General features: G+C 49.8%; 18 protein-coding genes. 10 read left to right on the plus strand and 8 right to left on the minus strand.

Translation table 11 applies throughout. The features are described from left to right. Nucleotides 1–423 precede the first annotated feature (423 nt). From L4D79_RS26490 to L4D79_RS26515, 6 genes are read right to left on the minus strand one after another with little or no spacing between them, the layout of a single operon-like run. Nucleotides 424–2,244 (minus strand): extracellular solute-binding protein, encoded by a 1,821-nt coding sequence (locus L4D79_RS26490; protein ID WP_428656150.1) that lies wholly within the window; start codon nt 2,242–2,244, stop codon nt 424–426. Nucleotides 2,245–2,265: 21 nt separating this feature from the next. Beyond that, nucleotides 2,266–3,099, minus strand: a complete 834-nt coding sequence (locus tag L4D79_RS26495) for an ABC transporter ATP-binding protein (protein WP_428656152.1) — start codon at nt 3,097–3,099, stop codon at nt 2,266–2,268. A gap of 60 nt (nt 3,100–3,159) precedes the next feature. Next, a complete protein-coding gene (locus L4D79_RS26500) occupies nt 3,160–4,026 on the minus strand; it encodes an ABC transporter ATP-binding protein (RefSeq protein WP_428656154.1) in 867 nt (288 codons plus the stop codon). A gap of 12 nt (nt 4,027–4,038) precedes the next feature. Continuing rightward, nucleotides 4,039–5,865: an extracellular solute-binding protein gene (locus L4D79_RS26505; RefSeq protein WP_428656333.1), complete on the minus strand. Its 1,827-nt coding sequence runs from the start codon at nt 5,863–5,865 to the stop codon at nt 4,039–4,041. A gap of 45 nt (nt 5,866–5,910) precedes the next feature. Next, nucleotides 5,911–6,954: an ABC transporter permease subunit gene (locus L4D79_RS26510; protein ID WP_428656157.1), complete on the minus strand. Its 1,044-nt coding sequence runs from the start codon at nt 6,952–6,954 to the stop codon at nt 5,911–5,913. Between the two features lie 2 nt (nt 6,955–6,956). After that, on the minus strand, nt 6,957–7,982 hold the full coding sequence (locus L4D79_RS26515) for an ABC transporter permease subunit (protein WP_428656159.1): 1,026 nt from the start codon (nt 7,980–7,982) through the stop codon (nt 6,957–6,959). Between the two features lie 759 nt (nt 7,983–8,741). Here L4D79_RS26515 and L4D79_RS26520 point away from each other — a divergent pair. The 7 genes from L4D79_RS26520 to L4D79_RS26550 all read left to right on the plus strand — a co-directional run bounded on the left by L4D79_RS26520 (nt 8,742) and on the right by L4D79_RS26550 (nt 16,295). Further along, nucleotides 8,742–11,258 (plus strand): TonB-dependent receptor plug domain-containing protein, encoded by a 2,517-nt coding sequence (locus tag L4D79_RS26520; protein ID WP_428656162.1) that lies wholly within the window; start codon nt 8,742–8,744, stop codon nt 11,256–11,258. 69 nt (nt 11,259–11,327) lie between these two features. Beyond that, nucleotides 11,328–12,095, plus strand: a complete 768-nt coding sequence (locus L4D79_RS26525) for a DUF3450 domain-containing protein (protein WP_428656164.1) — start codon at nt 11,328–11,330, stop codon at nt 12,093–12,095. Next, nucleotides 12,095–13,456: a MotA/TolQ/ExbB proton channel family protein gene (locus L4D79_RS26530; RefSeq protein ID WP_428656166.1), complete on the plus strand. Its 1,362-nt coding sequence runs from the start codon at nt 12,095–12,097 to the stop codon at nt 13,454–13,456. The genes L4D79_RS26525 and L4D79_RS26530 overlap by 1 nt, the downstream gene beginning before the upstream one ends. Before the next feature lie 9 nt (nt 13,457–13,465). Next, the gene (locus L4D79_RS26535; protein ID WP_428656169.1) at nt 13,466–13,993 is read left to right on the plus strand and encodes a MotA/TolQ/ExbB proton channel family protein; all 528 of its coding nucleotides are present in this window, start codon (nt 13,466–13,468) and stop codon (nt 13,991–13,993) included. Nucleotides 13,994–14,018: 25 nt separating this feature from the next. Further along, nucleotides 14,019–14,426, plus strand: coding sequence for an ExbD/TolR family protein (locus L4D79_RS26540; RefSeq protein WP_428656171.1), 408 nt, complete (start codon nt 14,019–14,021; stop codon nt 14,424–14,426). A gap of 4 nt (nt 14,427–14,430) precedes the next feature. Continuing rightward, complete coding sequence (locus L4D79_RS26545) at nt 14,431–15,063, plus strand: energy transducer TonB (protein WP_428656336.1); 633 nt, start codon at nt 14,431–14,433, stop codon at nt 15,061–15,063. Between the two features lie 11 nt (nt 15,064–15,074). Further along, on the plus strand, nt 15,075–16,295 hold the full coding sequence (locus L4D79_RS26550) for a tetratricopeptide repeat protein (protein WP_428656173.1): 1,221 nt from the start codon (nt 15,075–15,077) through the stop codon (nt 16,293–16,295). A 154-nt stretch (nt 16,296–16,449) separates the two neighbouring features. On the opposite strand, the gene L4D79_RS26555 is transcribed toward L4D79_RS26550, so the two are convergent. Together L4D79_RS26555 and gmhB are read right to left on the minus strand one after the other, a co-directional pair. Further along, nucleotides 16,450–16,758, minus strand: a complete 309-nt coding sequence (locus L4D79_RS26555) for a hypothetical protein (protein WP_428656175.1) — start codon at nt 16,756–16,758, stop codon at nt 16,450–16,452. Between the two features lie 277 nt (nt 16,759–17,035). Further along, on the minus strand, nt 17,036–17,590 hold the full coding sequence (gene gmhB / locus L4D79_RS26560; protein ID WP_428656178.1) for a D-glycero-beta-D-manno-heptose 1,7-bisphosphate 7-phosphatase: 555 nt from the start codon (nt 17,588–17,590) through the stop codon (nt 17,036–17,038). A gap of 334 nt (nt 17,591–17,924) precedes the next feature. Between gmhB and metN the strand changes: the two genes are divergently transcribed. From metN to L4D79_RS26575, 3 genes are all read left to right on the plus strand, one after another. Further along, nucleotides 17,925–18,959, plus strand: a complete 1,035-nt coding sequence (metN, locus tag L4D79_RS26565; RefSeq protein WP_428656180.1) for a methionine ABC transporter ATP-binding protein MetN — start codon at nt 17,925–17,927, stop codon at nt 18,957–18,959. Next, nucleotides 18,949–19,635, plus strand: a complete 687-nt coding sequence (locus tag L4D79_RS26570; protein ID WP_428656183.1) for a methionine ABC transporter permease — start codon at nt 18,949–18,951, stop codon at nt 19,633–19,635. The genes metN and L4D79_RS26570 overlap by 11 nt, the downstream gene beginning before the upstream one ends. Before the next feature lie 87 nt (nt 19,636–19,722). Next, complete coding sequence (locus L4D79_RS26575; protein ID WP_428656186.1) at nt 19,723–20,538, plus strand: MetQ/NlpA family lipoprotein; 816 nt, start codon at nt 19,723–19,725, stop codon at nt 20,536–20,538. Nucleotides 20,539–20,550: the final 12 nt, after the last annotated feature.

A 20,550-nucleotide genomic window follows, 5' to 3' on the forward strand; every position in this document is an offset into this window, starting at 1 on the left:
CGTTCAATCTGAGCCATGATCAAACTCTTCAATTAAAGTTTTGGCTCAATGAAATACTGTTAAATCACTACCGAAGTAATGATTGAATTGACTGTGCCAAATAATAAGTAAACTTACTATTTGTATTGGTCACTCAGTTTCATTGATAATTCTTTTGTTGACTATCATTTCACGAGTGCCCACACAGATTGCATGGTCAAATTGTTAAAGAACAATACTGACTGGTTAGCGGCTTAAGTTGCCGTGCTCCGTGTCAGTGAGGTGGCATTATAGGGAGTTCTGATCAGCTGACAAGCCTTAAATCAACAAAAAACGTCCCACCCAAACCGTTCGAACACTATTTGAACAGTATCTGCCTTTTTGTTCTCTAAAAGAACAAGGCACCGCTTGGGTGCCTTGATGAAAACGAATAATGCAAATAGGTTAAGGTTTGTATTTAGTGTCCAATACTGTGACAGGCTCAAAGCTCTGTCCTTTCTTCACCGCTTTCAATGTGGCTTTCTTAACGTCCTGATCGATCCAGTACACCCCAAGATCAGCTAAACGGCCAATAGTAAACAGCTGCTCTGTTTTCTTTTGCATCGGCTGTGCCGGATATTTCATCCACCGCCAATAAGCCTCGCGAATATAAGGTGCCATCACCCCGGGGACAATCACTGTCGCCTCATGGACCTGCTGTTGGATCTCACGAGACAACGCCTGCTTCTCCGGTGTTGAAAACACCGAGCGATAGCTCATTATCAACGCATCCAACTCAGGTGTACTGTAATTGGTGAAGTTATTGTTCTGTGGCTTACCAGCATTGGCACTGTGGAAATACTCCCAGTATTGCGGACGCGCAGCGGTTCCCATCGAGTGGTATGAGATTTCATGTTTTTTCTCGAGCGCAAACTTGAAGGCCGAGGAACCATCAACCAAGTTCATCGTTAGCTCTAAGCCAGCCGCTTTTGCCTGCTCTTTCAAATAAGCCAGTTGTGGTGTGACTATCTGATGGCTATAGGTCACGGCAAAACTTAAACGCTGGTTGTCCTTATTGACACGAATGCCATCGCCACCAATATGATCAAATCCTGCCAGCTCGAAATACTTGATTGCTGTTCCCGGCTCGAAAGGCAGTGGCGATAGGTCCTCGTTGGTAAACGCCCCTTGCCCTATCCCGAGTCCTTGCGGCTTACGGCTAAAGTCACCACGGAAGATATTCTTATTCAATCCGTCGATGTTCAACGCATAGGCGATGCCTTTGCGGATATTGATATCCCCCAGCATCGGCTTGTCAGTATTGAGCCAAAAACTACCCGCCCCCAATTCCATCTGGTTATAGCCCCAGAATTTATGGATATACCCTTTTTTAAACGGTGCCGACTGACTCTTTTCATACCAAAGCTCAGGCCGCCCCAGCGCATAAACGTCTAGCTCACCTTTTTCAAAATGTTTGAAGGCAATATCGTTATCACGGATGATTTTGATCCTGACCCTCTCAGCATTATACCTGTGCTTATAATAACGGTTGGTGTAGCCCCACCAATCCTCACCAATATGCTGCATGGTGATAGATTTGCCTTTCTTTACCTTACCAATATGATACGCACCGAGTGTCGGTTCAGCCTTGAAGTTGTAGCGGCGCACGAAGTTGTCGTCTACCCCGTCTCCATTCTTATCGGTTTTGGGCAGGTAGAAATGTTCGGCACGAGGCCTAAGACGATGGCTGAAGTATAGCAACGCCGCTTTATCAAGCTCCTTGCCAAAAACAACCTTTATTGTATGGCCATCTAATGCTTCGATCTTGTCTATCTGGGTGCTGTAGTAAGTGTTATACCAAGGATCGATGATATCTTTGGAGCGGTAGAAATCGACCATGTAGCTAAAGTCAGTCGCCTTTAGCGGCTCGCCATCCGACCATCTCGCCGCCGGATTTAATTTCAGATAGAGTGTTTTGTTATCTTCGCCAAATGCCCAGTGAGTAGCGATATCAGGAATATAGGCCAAGGTATCGGGGTGGCGCTGCAACAATTGCGGCTGCTTATCCAACAACCACACCCGAAAAGCCCCATTGCCATCAGGCCCTACGGTGCGAAATGTTTGCGGAAAACTCGGCAATGATGTGCGCAGTGTGCCACCAAATTTTGCATCAGGAGAGGCAAACAAAGGCTCATCATTATTAGTCTGCCACTGAATGTCGCTGGGCAGCGTTGCCCAAGAGAGCGCCGGCAACAATAAGCACGATGCCGTTAAAATCCGTTTCATACCCTATTCCTTTTCTCATTGTCAGGCTACATGGGTGTTGTTTGCGGGCCTCTTACGCTTCCTGTCACGAGGATGCGTGATCGGAATGGCCGACAGCAGCTTCTTGGTATAATCTGCCTGCGGGTTACTGTATATTTCCCGGGCATCGCCCATCTCCACCACTTTGCCGAAATACATCACCGCCACACGGTCGGAGATGTGCTTCACTACCGAGAGGTCGTGAGAGATGAAGATGATGGCCAAATTCATCTCCTGTTGAAGTTGCAGCAACAAATTCAGGATTTGAGCCTGGACCGATACATCCAGTGCAGATACCGACTCATCGCAGATCAGTAGTTTAGGCTTGAGGGTGATCGCGCGGGCAATCCCTATTCGCTGGCGCTGTCCCCCAGAAAACTCATGCGGATAACGATTAGTGGCTTCCTCGGGCAGACCCACTTTAACCAACAACTCTCTCACCCACTGCTTTCGCTCCGCTGGTGTTCCGACCTTGTGGATAATGAAAGGCTCTTCCAAAATCATCCCAACGGTATGACGCTGATTGAGCGACTCCATTGGATCTTGAAAAACGATTTGCAAGTCTTTACGCAGCGGACGCATCTCTTTGGCGGAGAGCTGGGTAATATCTTTACCCTCGAAGAAAATTTTACCGTCTGTCGGTTCATAGAGCTTGAGGATCGTCCGACCTAAGGTACTCTTACCACAGCCAGACTCCCCTACCAATCCCAAAGTTTCACCACGAGCGACAGAGAAAGAGACCCCGTCGACCGCTTTCACCGTGTAGCCTTTTTTAAAAATCCCTTTACCAGAGACAAAGTGCTGCTTGAGATTTTCTATCCTTAGTAACTCTGTCATTTTATTCTCCCTTTACCACTCAACCTATACCGCTCAATCTTGCCTTTGCTTATCCCTTTCCTATCCCTTGAATTCGGGGAACAAAGTGACATCAATAGGTTTAATTTCAATCGGCTGCTTTGGTTCATTATCCAAGCTAGGCATCAAGCCCATTAAGCGCTCGGTATAGGGATGCTGGGGATTGTCGAACAAATCAAAAATGTCGGCGAACTCCACCACTTTCCCGCCATACATCACCGCAACGTCATCACAAATTTCAGCAACAACACCCAAGTCATGGGTGATGAAAATCACAGACATGCCGGTTTCTTGCTGAAGATCGTTAATCAGCTCAAGGATCGAGGCCTGCACCGTGACATCCAATGCCGTTGTCGGTTCATCACAAATAAGTATGTCAGGTTTACACGCCAGTGCCATGGCTATCATCACCCGCTGACGCATCCCTCCCGAAAGGTTGTGCGGGTACTCCTTGAGCCGTTTCTCCGGCATCGGGATTTTAACCTTCCTGAGCATCTCCAAGGCGTACTGATTCCGCTCACCTTTGTTAAGCTCAGGTCGGTGCAGTTCAAGTACCTCGATAAGCTGGCGACCGACCGAGTGCACGGGATTGAGTGCGGTCATCGGATCCTGGAAAATCATCGAAATCCGGTTCCCTCGCATGGCATACATGTCTTCCGCAGGCAATGTCACCAGATCAGTCCCGCGGTACAAAATCTGACCGCCAACGACCTGCCCGTAGGGTTTGGGCAGCAAACCCATGATCGACATTGCCGTCACGCTTTTACCGCAACCCGACTCACCGACAATGCCCAATGTCCGCCCTTTGCGCACATCGAAGCTGACGCCATGAAGGATTTTGACAATACCGTCATCGGTAGTGAACTCAGTCTCCAGCCCTTGAACACTTAAAATTACATCATCTTGCATAGTCGACCGACCTTACAGCTTATAGTTGTCATCGATCACAGTGACCGGTTCAAAGGTTTTGCCTTTCTTCATCGCAGAAAGGGTGGCTTTCTTTTCTTCCCCGTCAATCCAGAACGTGGCCAGATCAACGACCGAGAACAAAGTACTCGTCTGCTTAGTCATGGCCGGAGTCGGATATTTCAGCCAACGCCAATACCCTTCTCGGGTATAGGGCACCATGTAGCCAGGTACAATCAAGAACTCATCAGAGATAATTTTCTGAATTTGATGGGATACGGCTTGTTTCTTCTCAAGATCAAATTCTTTGTTATAGCGGTCGATCAACTTATCCATTTCCGGAGAGCGAAAATTGGTATGGTTGTTGGTTTGCGGTTTCGCATTGACTGAATGAAGGTATTCCCAGTAAGCCGGGATCTCCCCGCCTCCCATATTGATAAATGCCAGATCATGTTTCTTCTCCAACACATACTTGAAGGCCGATGAGCCATCAACGAGGTTGAGGGTCAATTCAAGCCCAGCTTGCTTCGCCTGCTCTTTCAGGTAAGCAATTCGCGGTGTATGCGGCTGGTACCCATAGGTAATAGCAAAGCTCAAACGCTCTCCGCTGGCATTTACCCTGATCCCATCCGGCCCAATCTTGTCAAAGCCCGCTTTGGCAAAGTACTCTGCCGCCAACTCAGGCTCAAAGGCCGGCGCTTTATTGTCACTGCGATCATAGCCGCCATGGCCGAACCCCATACCGTGGGGCTTGCGGGCATAATCACCGCGCAAGACATTGGCAATCATGCCATCGAAGTCGGTGGCATAAGTCACCCCAGCACGGACATAGCGGTCATCAAGCAATGGCTGAGCGGTGTTGATCCATAATCCCCCCGCCCCTTGGACGCGTTGGTTATACCCCCAAAACTTATGGATATAACCATTCTTATAAGGCTTAGTATTGGCTTTTTCATGCCAGAGACTAGGCAAAACCAGACCAAAGGTGTCTAAGCTGCCTTTCTCGAAATGCTTGCGGGCAATGTCACTGTCGCGGATCACCGTATAACGTACTTTCTCGACGTTATAGCGGTTCTGGTAATAGCGGTTGCTGTAACCCCACCAGTCTTCCCCGACATGCTTGAAGGTCACGCTCTTGCCTTTCTTGACCTTGTCCATGTAATAAGGACCCGTTGTCGGCTCGCTCTTGAAGTTGTAACGACGAACAAAGTTATCGTCGATACCGTCGTTATTATCATCTTTTTTCGGCTTGAAGAAGTGCTCTGGCCTTGGCTGCAAACCGTTGCTTGGCAGGTTTATCTGCACCATCAGCTCGTCATCGGTCATTTTGGTGGCTGACTTCACCCCGATGGTGTAGTCGTCGAATTTAATGACATCCTCAATTTTTTTAGTAAAGAAGTCGTTGTACCAAGGTGAAATAATGTCTTTCGAACGGTAATACTTCAGCATAAACAGGTAATCATCGGCGGTAACCTTCTCGCCATCCGACCAACGAGCGTTGGGATCCAGTTTGAAATACACGGTCTGATTATCATCGCCAAAGGCCCATTCCTGCGCTAACTGAGGGATCCACCTTTCGGTGTTGGGATGACGTGCGGCCAGCTTGGGAACCCCGTCCATAAAGTGATGACGAAGCCCGGAGTTGGAATCTGGGCCGACGCTGCGCAAAGTCTGCGGAAAGCTGGCCATATGAGTGCGTAACGTGCCACCGAACTTGGCTTCAGGAGAGGCAAACAACGGCTCTTCCATATTTGACACCCACGTCAAATCTGCGGGTAGGTCTGCCGCCTGTGCAGCACTTCCGAGTGCGGCAATGATCGCGACAGCTGAAAATTTGAGCATGCTTTTCATTATTAATATCCTTATTTCAACAGCTGCAAGCCAGAGTTATACATAGCGGGTGAATTTCTTTGGATCAAAGGCAGCCCGGATAGCCTCACCAATGAAGGTCACCATCACTAGCACCAAGACAATCGATGACACAACCGAGGCCACAATCCACGGCGAGTCCAAGTTAGACTTTCCTTGTTGCAGTAACTCCCCCCAGCTCGGAGTCGGTGGCATTAGGCCGAGGCCAAGGTAATCCAACGCCGTCAACGCGGTGATATTGGCGGCGATAGTAAACGGCGCCAGCGTCACAATCATGACCATGGTATTCGGCAAGATATGGTGGAAGATAATGCGGAGGGTCGACGCCCCCAGCGCCTTGGCCGCCATCACATACTCCCGGGCTGACTCCTTGTAGGTCATAGTACGCATGTACCAGGTCATTCCCATCCAACCAAACAACACGTTGATGGCGACAAATAATGAAAACGTCGGTTGAGTTATCGACACCAAAATCATAATGACATAGAGGAAAGGCACCATTGACCACACCTCTATTAAGCGTTGGACAAACAGGTCGAATTTGCCACCGAAGAAGCCCATTGCGCACCCCACTGCCGTACCAATGGCATAAGAAACCGCCATGGTGATCAGGGCAAAACCCATCGCAGTACGAAAACCGTAGACTAAACGGGCGAGAATATCCCGGCCGATCACATCGGTTCCCAAGTAATGCTTACCAGCAGCACTCGGGGCGGTGGGCGGATAATCACCGGAAAAATCCTGCTCATAAGGGTTCCACGGCACCAGCGGCATAACCACAAAGTTATCCCCGTCCTGCTCAGCAAAGAGTTGCTGGAGTGCGCGGTAATCCGCTTCGCTAGATGACGGCTGGCCAAATTCACTGCCGAGACGGACATCAGACAGTACCGGAAAACTGTAATCGCCATTGTATTTGACCACCAGCGCCTTGCTGTTGATCAACAACTCGGCAAACAGTGATAGTACCAGCAGGCATGAAAGCAGTAGGAAAGACCAATAGCCACGCTTAATTTCCTTGAAGCGTTTGATCTTTCGCAGCGTTAGCGGGTTTAAGTTCAACATGATCAGGCTCCAAACTTCACTCGTGGATCAACCAGGGCAACGCAGATATCGGAGATAATATTGCCCATCAATAGCATGCCAGCATTGATAGCCACGATCCCCATCACGACCGGGTAATCCCGCTCGATAATCGACTCGTAGCCAAGCAAGCCAATCCCATCGATATTGAAAATAACTTCTATCAGGAAAGAGCCGGTCATGAAAAATAACAACGAGTTACCAAAGTGACTGGCAATCGGGATCAAACTGTTGCGCAGGGCGTGTTTGCGTACTGCTTTTTTAAACGGCAGCCCCTTGGCAATCGCGGTACGGATATAGTCGGATGACAAGTTCTCCATCAGATTGTTTTTCATGGTCATGGTCAAAGTGGCAAAGTCCCCGATCAGATAACAGATCAGCGGCAGCACCGCATGCCACATCACATCCCTGGCCCGCTCAACAAAGGTTTCGTAATCATCGTAATCATCACCCGCGAACCCGCCCATCGGAAACCATTCCAGGTGATAGCTGAATAAGGTGATGAGCAAGACACCCACCACGTAGCCGGGTAAGGCGTAGCCGATAAAAATCAAGATGGACGAGCCGGAATCAAATACCGAGCCGTGCTTGAGCGCCTTGTAGTAACCAAGGGGGATCGAGATGAAATAACTGATGAAAAACGTCATGCCGCCATAGAACAACGAGACCGGCAACCGTTCGGCAATCATATCGGAGACCGGTTCGTAATAGCGGGTGGATTCGCCAAAATCCAACACCATCAACTTGCCGAGCCATTCGGTGTAGGCTTCAATGACGGGTTTATCCAAGCCATAAAAGGCGTTCAGCTCGGCAATTTGATCTTCAGACAGTGCCGAGTTACCACCAGCCGATGTCATGGCTGCAGCCCCATCACCTTGTGCCTGCATATTGGCCAGCATCCGTTCAACAGGCCCTCCGGGCACAAAACGGGTAATGGCAAAGATAAGGATAGTGATCCCTAAAAACGTCGGGACAACCAATGCCAATCGACGCAAGAAATATGACAGCATGTTTTAACTACTCCATGTCAAACAGGCAAACCTTTCAGTTAACTACCAGTAAATAAGTCCTTCCTGAGTAAACGAACGACAGGAAAGCGATTGGATGGCATCATTTATTCTTTAATTTATCCATAAATACAGTGGATTACACCCACCCTCAACCAAGAGCAACAATTTTGAACCAAATTTGTCACATTTCATCGCAGGGTAAAAATAATATTTAAAAAAAGATAAAACTCGGTGCATTTTATAAAAACCAGAATTACCGACAGAATTTCGCATGCAGGCCAGACGGCTTTCTACCTACCAGCGCTGAATGAAAATTCCGCCAATACATCCCCTCTAGTTATAGGTATACGCCAGAAGCAAAAACAACACCAAAAAACGCATTCCTTGATAGTATTTATGAATATCTATTCACCAACATCAAAAGTAACACAATCAACCAAACATTAACAAAAAAGCAAAGAAAGGCTCCACCCTCCACCCTTGTAGCAACATTATCCATTAACAAAGAAATTTCTGTAGCTACTGGCAATAAAGCAATATTTACCTTCATGAAACAACAACCAACCAGAATAATCACCTAAATATTACTTAATTGCAGTTAAACACTCCGTTTTATCTTGATGATGAAACAAAACCCACTGGTTTGACTTCAACTTTTTGCTTCATGTATATCTTGCCACGCAGCGTTAACAAAAAGTTAATGCTCGTTTGGCCCTATCTCGGCCAAATCACAGGAAGGATAATAACGGAGCAGCAAGGATGAATAAAAAAACAACAGCCTTATCTATTGCTATCAGCCTCGCGTTGGGATCAGGCTTTATTAGCACAGCCGCCCACGCTGAAGAACAGCAGGTTGAGAAACTGCAAAAGATGAAGGTCACAGGATCGCGTATTTCAACCACGGACATGGAAGGTCCGAACCCAGTGGATGTTTATACCGCTTCTGATATTGCAGATATGGGCGCAGTTAGTGTTGATGATGTTCTACGTGGTTTAACCCAGAATGGCTCCGGCAGTTACGGTAATAATGCCACCAATAGCTTCGCAGCTGGCACCTCAGGTGTTTCATTACGCGGGCTAGGCTCAAGTCGTACATTGGTATTGCTAAATGGCCGCAGGGTAGCCAACTACGCCTTTGGCCAGAACATGAATGATACTTTCGTTGATCTCAACAGTATCCCTCTTTCTGCCGTTGAGCGTATCGATGTACTAAAAGACGGTGCATCAGCACTCTACGGCTCTGATGCAATCGCCGGTGTTATCAATATCATTCTAAAAAGAGATTACGAAGGTTTTGAAATTAAAACAAAATCAGGCGTAACGTCCGAAATGGATGGTGAAGAGTTAAACGCAACGATTACTGCAGGTAAAACCTTCAACGATGATAAAACCAATATCATGGTGTCATTTAATGCCGTCAATAAAGGCAACATCATGCGCGAAGACCGTAGTAATACATCAAGCGCAGATCTTACCGACAGAGGCGGGTTCGATTGGACTTCAAGCCGGGGTAACCCTGGGTACGCTTTCGATGTTGATGGTAATTACCTTGGTGCGCTATGTGGACAGGATGCCAACGGCAATGAATTAAGTTGTAACTATGATTACGCCTCTGACATTGCCATGATCCCTGAGAGTAACCGCTATAGTTTACTAAGTACGATAAATCACCAGCTTAATGATGATGTAAACTCTTTTCTTGAGTTGGCATTAAACCGCGTAGAAACAACCACTATCTCAGCACCAACGCCTACAGATGAAAATGACGGTATTATCGTGGCAGCTGACAATCCCTTTAATACGTTTGGCCAAGATGTAAAACTGCGCCATCGTATGACAGCAGCTCCCAACCGTGTCAACGACGTAACAACAGATTCAGCCCGGATCGTAACTGGCTTAGAAGGTCTTAGTTACTGGGGTGAGCGCGATATTGAATGGAATGCCGATGTTGGCTACCACTATACCCAGACAAAAAATGTTGGCTCTGGCTACATCAACAGAGCAGCTTATCAAGCGTTGATTGACAACGGCACTTACAACCCTTTCTCTCCACATAATAGTGCCGACTCAATCGCTCCTGCGGTAACCGAAACAACCCGCAAAGGTAAATCCCAACTTGCATTCCTTAATGCCGGTGCTGCAATGCCAGTCTATGAATTACCCGCCGGTGATATTCAAATGGCCTTCGGTGGTGAATTCCGTTACGAGTCCGCAGAAGATACCCCAGACAGTCAAGTCGCTGCAGGTGAGATTATCGGCTCTGGTGGTACCAGCTCTAAAGGCGATCGCAATGTAATCGCAGCATATACCGAGTTTATGATCCCGGTGCACGAAACGACTGAGCTACAGCTAGCTGGACGATTTGAACACTACAACGATTTCGGTAGCGCATTCAGCCCCAAAGCAGCGATACGTTTCCAACCTCATGAAATTGTTGTTTTCCGAGGCTCATACAGCCAAGGCTTTAAGGCACCAACCCTACCCGAGCTTTATATGGGAAGCTCAACAAGCTACCAAAATCTTGTTGATACAACTGGTGAGGCAGCACAATTTAAAGTTGTTAGCTCTGGTAACGAAGATCTAGAAGCTGAAAAATCTGAATCATTCAACTTTGGTGTCGTCGTTGAGCCTATCGAAGATCTAAGCATCACAGCTGATATTTACCGAATTACCAATAAAGACAAAATTGGCCGCTTAAGTAGCCAAGACTTGATTGACAACGATAGTTCGAACGTCATTCGCGATGACGGCGGTAATATTGTTCAAATCAACAATGTCTACCTCAATCTTGATGAACAAGAGGTACAAGGTATCGACATGGGTATTGATTATACCTACGAAACCTTGGCCTCAGGCAGCTTCGATTTCAGCCTTAACGGTAGCTACATCGACTCATTCAAAATTACAGATAGTGATGGCGTTACAACAGAAACCGCAGGTAAAGATACAGGCGGTGTCGAAGGTGGTGGGCCTCGCTTCAAAGGTAACGGTAGCGTGATTTGGGCATACCAAGAATTCAAATTCGTCAACCGTATCAACTATACCCACAGTTACGATGCACTCTACGAAACGGATAAATTCACCGAAATCGATAGCCTAACCACTTGGGATACCCAGCTTGCCTATAGCGGTATCGAACAGATGAAAATTGCGTTCGGTATTAATAATGTGACTGACGAGCTCGCCCCATTTAGCAACGACTCCAATGGCTATGACATCGTCGTTCATAACAATGTCGGCCGATTTATCTACTTAGATCTAGCATACCAATTCTAATGATTTCAGGCGCGGGTACAGCTCGCGCCCTCTTTTCTGACTGACAAACACTAAGACAAGGATGCACCTATGACTATCAAGGACTTTGGCGTTAGTGCAATCACTGCCGCCATACTGGCCCTGAGCACTGCCGCCTATGCCGCTGACTCCGGCTCGGTAGTGGCCACGCAGGCCAAGGCCGACAAATCGGCCACCTCTTCGCAGGTAAAAGTCGACAAATACGCCGACAGCACAGAATCGATGCTGGCTGAATACAAGGGCTTACTACGCCAGATCGACAGCATGAAGATCTACAATGCCCAGATCAGCCGCATGGTCGACTCCCAGCAAGGTGAACTGGACTCACTCAATCGCCAGATCGCCCAAATAGACCAGACCGCGATGGAAGTGGTGCCGCTGACGCTCAAGATGATCGATGCGCTCGATGAGTTCGTTGCCCTCGACCTGCCTTTCCAAACCGAAGAGCGCAGCCTCCGTATCGCCGAACTTCATAAACTGATGGACCGAGCAGATGTCACCACCTCGGAAAAATTCCGCAAAGTCATGGAAGCCTACCAGATAGAAGAAGGCTTCTCGCGTTCAATCGAATCCTATAAAGCCAGCCTGGAACGTAACGGCGAAACCGTGACTTACGACTTCCTGCGGATCGGCCGTACCGCCCTGCTGTACCAGTCACCTGACGGGGGCGAAACCGGGATGTGGAACCAGCAGACCCGTCAGTGGGAAACGCTACCACAAAGCTACCGTATCGCTGTCCAGCAAGGTCTGCGTATTGCCAAGAAGCAAGCGCCACCAGCCCTCATCAAATTGCCTGTATTCGCCGGGGAGGAAGGATAATGAAAGGATTCAAAACACTGGCTACCGCCCTGCTGACTGGACTAATGCTGGCCGCTCCAGCCCAAGCAGAAAACCCAGCCTCACTGTCTCAGTTGCTACAGTCGGTGAAATCCGACAGCATCGCCGAGTCAAAGGAAAACAAACAACGTGAAGCAGACTTCAAGGCCAACCGCGACCAGCAAGCCGCCTTGCTCAAGCAGGCCCGCACTGAGCTGAAAGCCGAAACCGTACGTGGCGACCAGCTCAAAGCCAGCTTCGATGCCAATGACAAATCACTGACAGAGCTGGCCGAAACCCTGCGCCAGCGGACCGGCACCCTTGGCGAGATGTTCGGTGTTGTCCGTCAATATGCCGGGGAATTCAAAGGATTATTCGCAGCTTCACAAAATGCAGTATTGTTCCCTGAGCGCAATGCTGTGCTGACCAAACTTGCCGAGAGCAAAGAGCTACCGTCAAGCCAAGAGCTAGAAGCCTTCTGGCACACGATTCTGCAGCAGATCATCTTGTCAGGCGAAACGACAACCGCGCCAGCCACCGTGGTATACGGCGAAGGTAAGGAAGCCGTGCGCGATATCACCCTTGTCGGTGAGTTCAATGCCATTGCCGATGGAAAGTACATCACTTACGTACCACAAACCGGTAAGTTCGAAGAGCTGTCACGCCAGCCGGGCAAAAACATTATGCGCAATGTACCGGGTTTTGAAGCCGCTGACAGCAGCTACGAGCCATTGTTTATCGACCCATCCCGTGGCGTGATCCTATCGCTGCTGGTGCAGAGCCCTACGGTCCAAGAACGTATTGACCAGGGCGGCATCGTCGGCTACGTGATCTTGGGTATGGGGGCTATTGGTGCACTTGTCGCCCTGTTCTGCTTCCTTCGTCTGACCATCATTGGCAGCAAGATGCGCCGCCAAACTAAGTCCGACGCCGTGATCAAAGGTAACCCGCTGGGTGAGATCATCGAAGCCTACCTTGGCCACAACAGCAATAATCTGGAAGACTTAGAAGCCAAGCTCGACGAAGTGATCCTGCGCAATGCCCCGAGCATCGAGCGCTTTGTCGGCTCCATCAAACTGTTTGCCTCCGTCGCCCCACTACTCGGCCTACTGGGTACCGTAATGGGGATGATAGGTACCTTCCAGGCTATCACCCTATTCGGTACCGGTGATCCAAAGCTAATGGCCGGCGGTATTTCCGAGGCCCTTGTAACCACGATGCTGGGGCTGGTTGTCGCCATTCCGTTGCTGTTCTTCTATACCCTGGTCCACAGCAAGAGCCGCCGACTGGTGCAAACCCTAGAAGAGCAGAGTGCAGGCTACATCGCTCGCTACCAGGAAAAACTGCACGCTGCCGAGAAGTAAGGAGGCACTATGTGGTGGTTAATTGAAGAGCTGGAATCCATCCGGCGCTTCCTCGGCATGGGGGGGGATGTCCTGATGGCCATCTTCGTCCTCAGCCTGATGCTTTGGACGGTTTTGCTCGAACGCTGGTTCTACTTTGCCGCTGTCCTGCCCCGGGCGATGAAAAGGGTCGAGGGGCAATGGTCTGCACGAACAGAGCACCAGAGCTGGAGTGCCAAGATGATCCGTCAGGAGATCATCTCCAAGCAAGATATCGAAAACAAACGCGGCCTACCTATCATCAAGGTATTGATCGCCCTTTGTCCACTATTGGGCCTACTGGGTACCGTGGTAGGGATGATACAGGTCTTCGATATCCTGGCAGTCACAGGAACAGGCAGCCCCCGCGCCATGGCGTCGGGGATCTCAAAGGCAACAATCCCAACATTGGCAGGCATGGTCGCCTCTTTATCCGGGCTATTTTTCAGCTCCCGGCTCGATCACCTCGCCAAAGTCTCCACCCAGAAGTTGGAAGACAAGTTGAAGCACATTGCCTAATAAATGGAATTTAGAGGTATAGGTCATGAAAAGACGTTACAGCAGCGAGAGCAGTGACGAAGCCGCTATCGATATGACCCCGATGCTCGACATCGTGTTTATCATGTTGATCTTCTTTATTGTTACCACTTCTTTTGTCAAGGAAGCTGGTATTGATGTTAACCGTCCAAGCGCCAGCACCGCGCAAACCGTCAAGAAAGGCAACATCATGGTTGCCGTCGGTGCCGCCGGGGACGTGTGGGTCGATAAGCGTCGTGTCGAGGTGGATGCCGTTCGCGCCAACATCGAACGCCTGCGGGCTGAAAGCCCAGACGGAGCCGTGGTGATCCAGGCTGACGAGGAAGCCAAGTCTGGTGTCGTCGTCAAGGTGATGGATCAGATAAGAATGGCAGGTGTCCAGAGCATCTCCATTGCCGCAACCAATAAGGATTAAGCCTATGCGGTATCTGGCCTCATTAGCACTGGCGCTCGTTGTCTCCCTGGGCCTGTTCTGGGGGATGGACAAGCTGGTAAACAAAGAGCGCCACGAACTGGTGTCGGATGACGACCTGCGTATGGTCGACTTCATCCGCGTCAAATCGGAACAAAAAGTACAGGAGAAAAAACGCGAACTCCCGAAACCGCCACCACCGAAGCGGCCACCACCGCCGCCTGAGCTAAAAGTGACGTCAACGGTCAAGCCAGTGATGGAGCAAATCCCGATGGATATGCCGAAGCTGGATCTCCCCGTCAATGTCACCGGCGGTTCAGTACTTGGCCACTACAGCCAAGGTGGCGGGGCACAGATGGCGGGTAACGGTGGTCCTGTACCGCTGGCAACATTCCAGCCACAAATGCCGCGTAAAGCCGCTAGGGCCGGCATTGAACAAGGCATAGTCATGCTCGAGTTTACCGTCAATGCCCGCGGCGCTGTCGAGGACATCAAGGTGCTCAAGGAGACGCCACGCCGAATGGGACTCGGCAAAGCGGCAAGAAAGACCGTATCGAAATGGACCTTCAAGCCCAAGCAGGTCGACGGCCAGGCCGTCAGTACCCGCCTGTCGCAGGAAATCGAGTTTTCAGTCAACTAAGGGAGTGACCCATGCAGAAATTTCAACAACATTTGCTGGCTTCTCTCTTTATCCTAACCGGTGCCCTTGCGGCACCGGTTATGGCCAAGGGAACCCCAGAGCTCAGCGACCGGACATTCAAGACCGTCAACAAGGTCCAGGAGTTAATTGCCACCGAGAAGTACAACCAGGCTATCGACAAGCTGGAAAGCGCCCTCGAGCGAACCAAGTCGAAAAAATATGACCGGGCAGTGTTGCTGCAACAGATGGGATTTTTATATTCGATGCAGGATAACTACGGCAAGGCCTCGCAATTTTTTGCCAAGTCGTTGGCAGAAGATGCCCTGCCGGTACCGGTCGCCCAGCAGGTTCGCTACAGCCTCGCCCAGCTTTACTTGGCCGAGGAGCAATTCCAGCAATCGGTCACGACCATGAAGCGATGGTTTGAGATCGCCAAGACCACCGAGGAGAAGCCAAGTGCCCATGCCTATATCACGCTAGCCAGTGGCTATGTCCAGATGGAGAATTACAAAAACGCGATCCCGCCGGTCAAGCAGGCGATAGCGATGAGCCCGGCCCCGAGCGAGTCGTGGTACATGCTGCTGATGGCATCCCATTATGAACTGAAGCAATTCAAGAGTGTCGCCGGTGTACTGAAGACCCTGACATCAAAGTATCCGCACAAGAAACGGTACTGGATGCAGCTTTCAGGCGTCTATATGGAGCTAAACCAGGAGCGTAACTCACTGGCTACCTTGGAGAGCGCCTACAAGCTAGGACTGTTTGATGAAGAGAAAGAGTTCCTGCGCCTCGCTAATTTCCAGGCGTACCGCGGGATCCCTTACCGGGCAGCAAAAACACTGGAACAAGAGATGGCCAACGGCAATATCAGCAACACGGTCAAACACTGGAATAAACTCGCCAGCTTCTGGCAGCAGGCCAAAGAGCTGGACCGGGCCATTACGGCCTACCGTAGTGCCTACCAGCAAGAACCAACAGCCAACACCCAGCTGAAAATCGCCCGTTTGATGCTGCAGGCCCAGCAATATGGCCAAGCTACTGAGTTTGCCCTGCAACCAGCCCCCGGTGCCGAGTCGGGTGACAAGGCCGAGCTCGCCTACTTGCGCGGTATGGCCCACTTCGAGCTCAACCAGTTGGGTAGAGCACTCAAGGCAATGAAAGTCGCCGCCCAGTCCGAGGACATGAAAGGTGCGGCAGGGCCTTGGGTCACGTTCTTGCAAGATCAAGGGTAGCTCTATCGCCCCGGTCTAACCTTACCTGTAATTGGTGTGAGTCAGTCGCACTGTTTAGGGAAGCTACTGCTTAGCATTGGCTTTCCTTTTTTTATTCGCTACTTACCCGGCCGCTTTTACCCTGACATAAGCATACTGGCACGACTTCCTCGCATTATTCTCCATCCACCAGACCCGACTCCTGCGAAGCGACCTGCAATGCTATCTCGTCGGGCATTGTCAGCTGTTGGTACAATTGCCGCTCAGTCATATCGGCAATAACCGCTTGCTGGCCTTGTGCCAATGACCGCTTAAGCTCGTCGCTGTGGAACTGGCGTACCGTAGCAAGTGCCTGGTGCTTTTGATTGGTGAGCGATAGCTCGGTCTCTGCTTGCCAAGCAGCCTTATCCAGCTCGTCCGCGTATCCATAACCTGTGCTTAATAACAAACTACCCGCGACTATCAGCTTCACTATATTACGCATAATCTTTCCTCACCCTTCTCGTACTCTCACACGTTATTGTTGTAGTGCAGCATGCGTGCCAAAATTCAGCCATTATTATTCAATAGCTTAGAACCAAAGCAAAAGAAGAGGTAAGACACCTGTGGCATATTTGTTCGCATATTGGTCAATTTTGCCAGCATGAGGGAATAGAAAATCAGGCACAAAAAAGGCCGCTATCGCGACCTTTTTCCGGCACTCACATGCCATTGCTTTGCCCTGTTCATAGGGCTTTATCTATTGTTTCGCCACTCAGCGATTATTGTGCGGCAAGCCAAGCCGGCACATCAGCAACACTGTCTAGCACCGCATCTGCCAACTGCTCACCCTCATCGGTTACCGGCTTGCCAGTACGCACCAAGATTTTGGTACCGACTTCAGCCGCTTCGGCGGCTTTCATATCATCGGCCTTATCACCGATCATCACCGAGCTGGCCATATCAATCTTGAGGAAGTCACGGGCAGAGTTAAACATACCAGGCTTAGGTTTGCGGCATTCACAATCCTGAAGGTAATCACCTTTGCCTTCAGTCGGGTGATGCGGGCAGTAATAGATACCGTCGAACTCGACACCGTTGTCGACAAAATTCCAGTCCATCCACTCGGTCAGGGTCAGGAAATCATCCTCGGTAAACATCCCGCGGGCAATGCCAGACTGGTTGGTCACTAACACCAACATGTACCCCATCGCCTTAAGTTTCTTACAGGCTTCAAACACACCCTCGACATATTCAAAATCATCGGTAGTGTGGACATAGCCGTGATCGATGTTAATTACGCCATCACGGTCAATAAAAACTGCTGGTTTGGCCAAGCGTCAGCCCTCTGTCTCGCTGTATTCGTTATGCCCAAATTATGGCACGGCTGGCAACGGGATTCACCTGTTTCTATCAACCCCAGCAATAAGAGCAACATAGAATAGTCGCACTGCGATTATGGCTATAAAGCCATTTAGACGTCCAGACGTAAAAATATCTATTGACTTCATTTATATTAGCCCATAGCATCAAAGCCATAGATGCGATTGGCAGACAGACCTCAGGCATCAATAAAATAATGCAAATGCAATACACAACATAACAATATACCGGTCGCAGCCATTGATGGGCGTGCCCGTCATCAACACGGTATAGGATTTGGGAAAAACGATGATAGAAATAAACAGAGTCAATAAAGTCTTCTATCAAGGGGCCAAGGAGATCCACGCACTGCGTGATATCAACCTGACCATTGAGCAAGGCACCATCTTTGGAGTGATAGGTTCTTCCGGTGCCGGTAAAAGTACCCTGATCCGCTGCGTCAACCTGCTCGAGCGCCCAACAAGCGGTCATGTCATCGTTGATGGTATCGATCTCACCCAGCTCTCAAACCAAGAGCTGACCCAGGCGCGCCGCAAGATCGGCATGATCTTCCAGCACTTCAACCTGCTGTCTTCTCGCACTGTTTTCGACAATGTCGCGCTGCCCCTAGAGCTGGCAGGCACCAACAAAGCAGGCATAAAAACTAAAGTCGATGAACTGCTTGAACTGGTTGGTTTGGCCGACAAGAGCGAAACCTACCCGTCCAATTTGAGTGGCGGACAGAAGCAGCGTGTGGCAATTGCCCGTGCACTGGCCTCTGATCCCAAGGTACTCCTGTGTGACGAAGCCACCAGCGCCCTTGACCCAGCGACAACCCAATCTATTTTGACGCTGCTAAAGGAAATCAACCGCAAGCTCGAGCTGACGATTTTGCTGATCACCCACGAGATGGATGTGGTGAAAAGCATCTGCTCCGAAGTGGCGATCATCGGTGACGGTGAGCTGGTCGAGAAAGGGCCGGTCGGCGATATCTTTGCCCACCCGAAAACCGAGCTCGCGCGTGACTTTATCCGCTCTACCCTGGATCTTTCTATTCCTGAAGACTACCGCACACGCATGGTGGAAACCCGTGTTGCGAACAGCTACCCGCTGATCCGCCTTGAGTTTACCGGCGCCTCGGTTGATGCTCCGCTTATCTCGCAAGTGGCTCGCGAGTTCAATATTGATATCAGCATTTTAAGCTCAGACATGGACTACGCCGGCGGCGTCAAGTTCGGCCTGATGCTCGCTGAATTCTTCGGCACCGAGCAAGCGGCTGACCAAGCCATTAACTTCCTTCGCGATCACAAAGTAAATGTAGAGGTATTGGGCTATGTTGCTTGATTCAATTACCACCTGGTGGACCCAGAACGAACGTTTGGTTGATCTGCTTATCGATGCCCTTGGTCAAACCCTGATCATGGTCTTTGCCTCTGGCCTTATAGGCTTTTTGATCGGGATCCCTGTCGGCGTTGCCCTGCACTTAACCAAAGCAAACGGCCTACTGGCCAACCCTGCAGTTAATAAAGTGCTGGGTATTGTGACCAATATTGGCCGCTCCATTCCCTTTATCATCTTGCTGGTAGCGATAATTCCATTTACCCGCTTCGTGGTTGGCAGCTCTATCGGCACCGCAGCGGCGATTGTGCCATTGACCGTCGGCGCGATCCCTTTCATTGCCCGTCTCGTCGAAGGGGCATTGCTAGAAGTCCCTACCGGTTTGGTGGAAGCTGCACAGGCGATGGGCGCAACCCCACGCCAAATCATTACCAAGGTACTGCTACCAGAAGCCCTGCCGGGCATTTTCAACGCCGTAACCATCACTCTAGTGACCTTGGTCAGCTACTCGGCGATGGCTGGTACTGTCGGTGGCGGCGGCTTGGGTGACGTCGGTATCCGTTACGGCTACCAGCGCTTTGACGGTACCGTCATGCTGATTACGGTCGTGATGCTGGTCATACTGGTTCAGATCATCCAGTCCACCGGTGACCATCTGGTCAAGCGCTTCGACCACAGATAACGAGTGACACAGACAACAAGTAACACTGTTAACAGACAATATTCCATCTAGTATTACGGAAAACCCCAGTTTTTAAGGAGAAGTAACATGGCTTTTAATTTGAAGAATTTGTTCGCCGTCGCCGGTTTGGCATCAGCATTGGTCCTGACAGGCTGTGGCGAGAAAGAAGCTGTCGTTGATAGCAGCAAAGTTAAAATTGGGGTAATGGCAGGGGCTGAAGAGCAAGTCGCAGAGATTGCTGCACAAGAAGCCAAGGAAAAATACGGTCTTGATGTTGAGCTGATCGCCTTCACGGATTACGTATCGCCAAACGCAGCACTGGAAGAAGGCTCTATCGATGCCAACGCCTTCCAGCACAAGCCATACCTTGACCAGCAAATCACTGACCGCGGCTACAAGTTTGCCGTTGCCGGGAACACCTTCGTTTACCCGATTGCTGGCTACTCAAGCAAAATCGAATCAGTTGACGAGCTAAAAGACGGCGATCAAATCGCAGTACCAAACGATCCAACTAACCTTGGCCGCTCTCTGCTACTGCTTGAGCAACAGGGCCTACTGAAGCTGAAAGAAGGTGCAGGCCTAACGGCAACAGTATTGGACATCGTTGAAAATCCAAAAGGTCTAAAAATTGTTGAGCTAGAAGCTGCCCAGCTACCTCGTTCTCTGGACGATGTGCAACTAGCTATCATTAACACGACCTATGCCAGCAGCATCAACCTAACGCCAGAGCGTGATGGTGTCTTTGTTGAAGACAAAGAATCACCATATGTGAACCTGATTGTTGCCCGTGAAGACAATGTCAACGCAGAAAACGTACAGACCTTCATCAAGGCTTACCAGTCAGACGTTGTATACGAAGCTGCAAAAGAAATCTTCCAAGGTGGCGTCGTTAAAGGTTGGTAATTTACCTTCTCG

This window comes from Photobacterium satsumensis (assembly GCF_050336935.1).
Classification (GTDB): domain Bacteria; phylum Pseudomonadota; class Gammaproteobacteria; order Enterobacterales; family Vibrionaceae; genus Photobacterium; species Photobacterium satsumensis.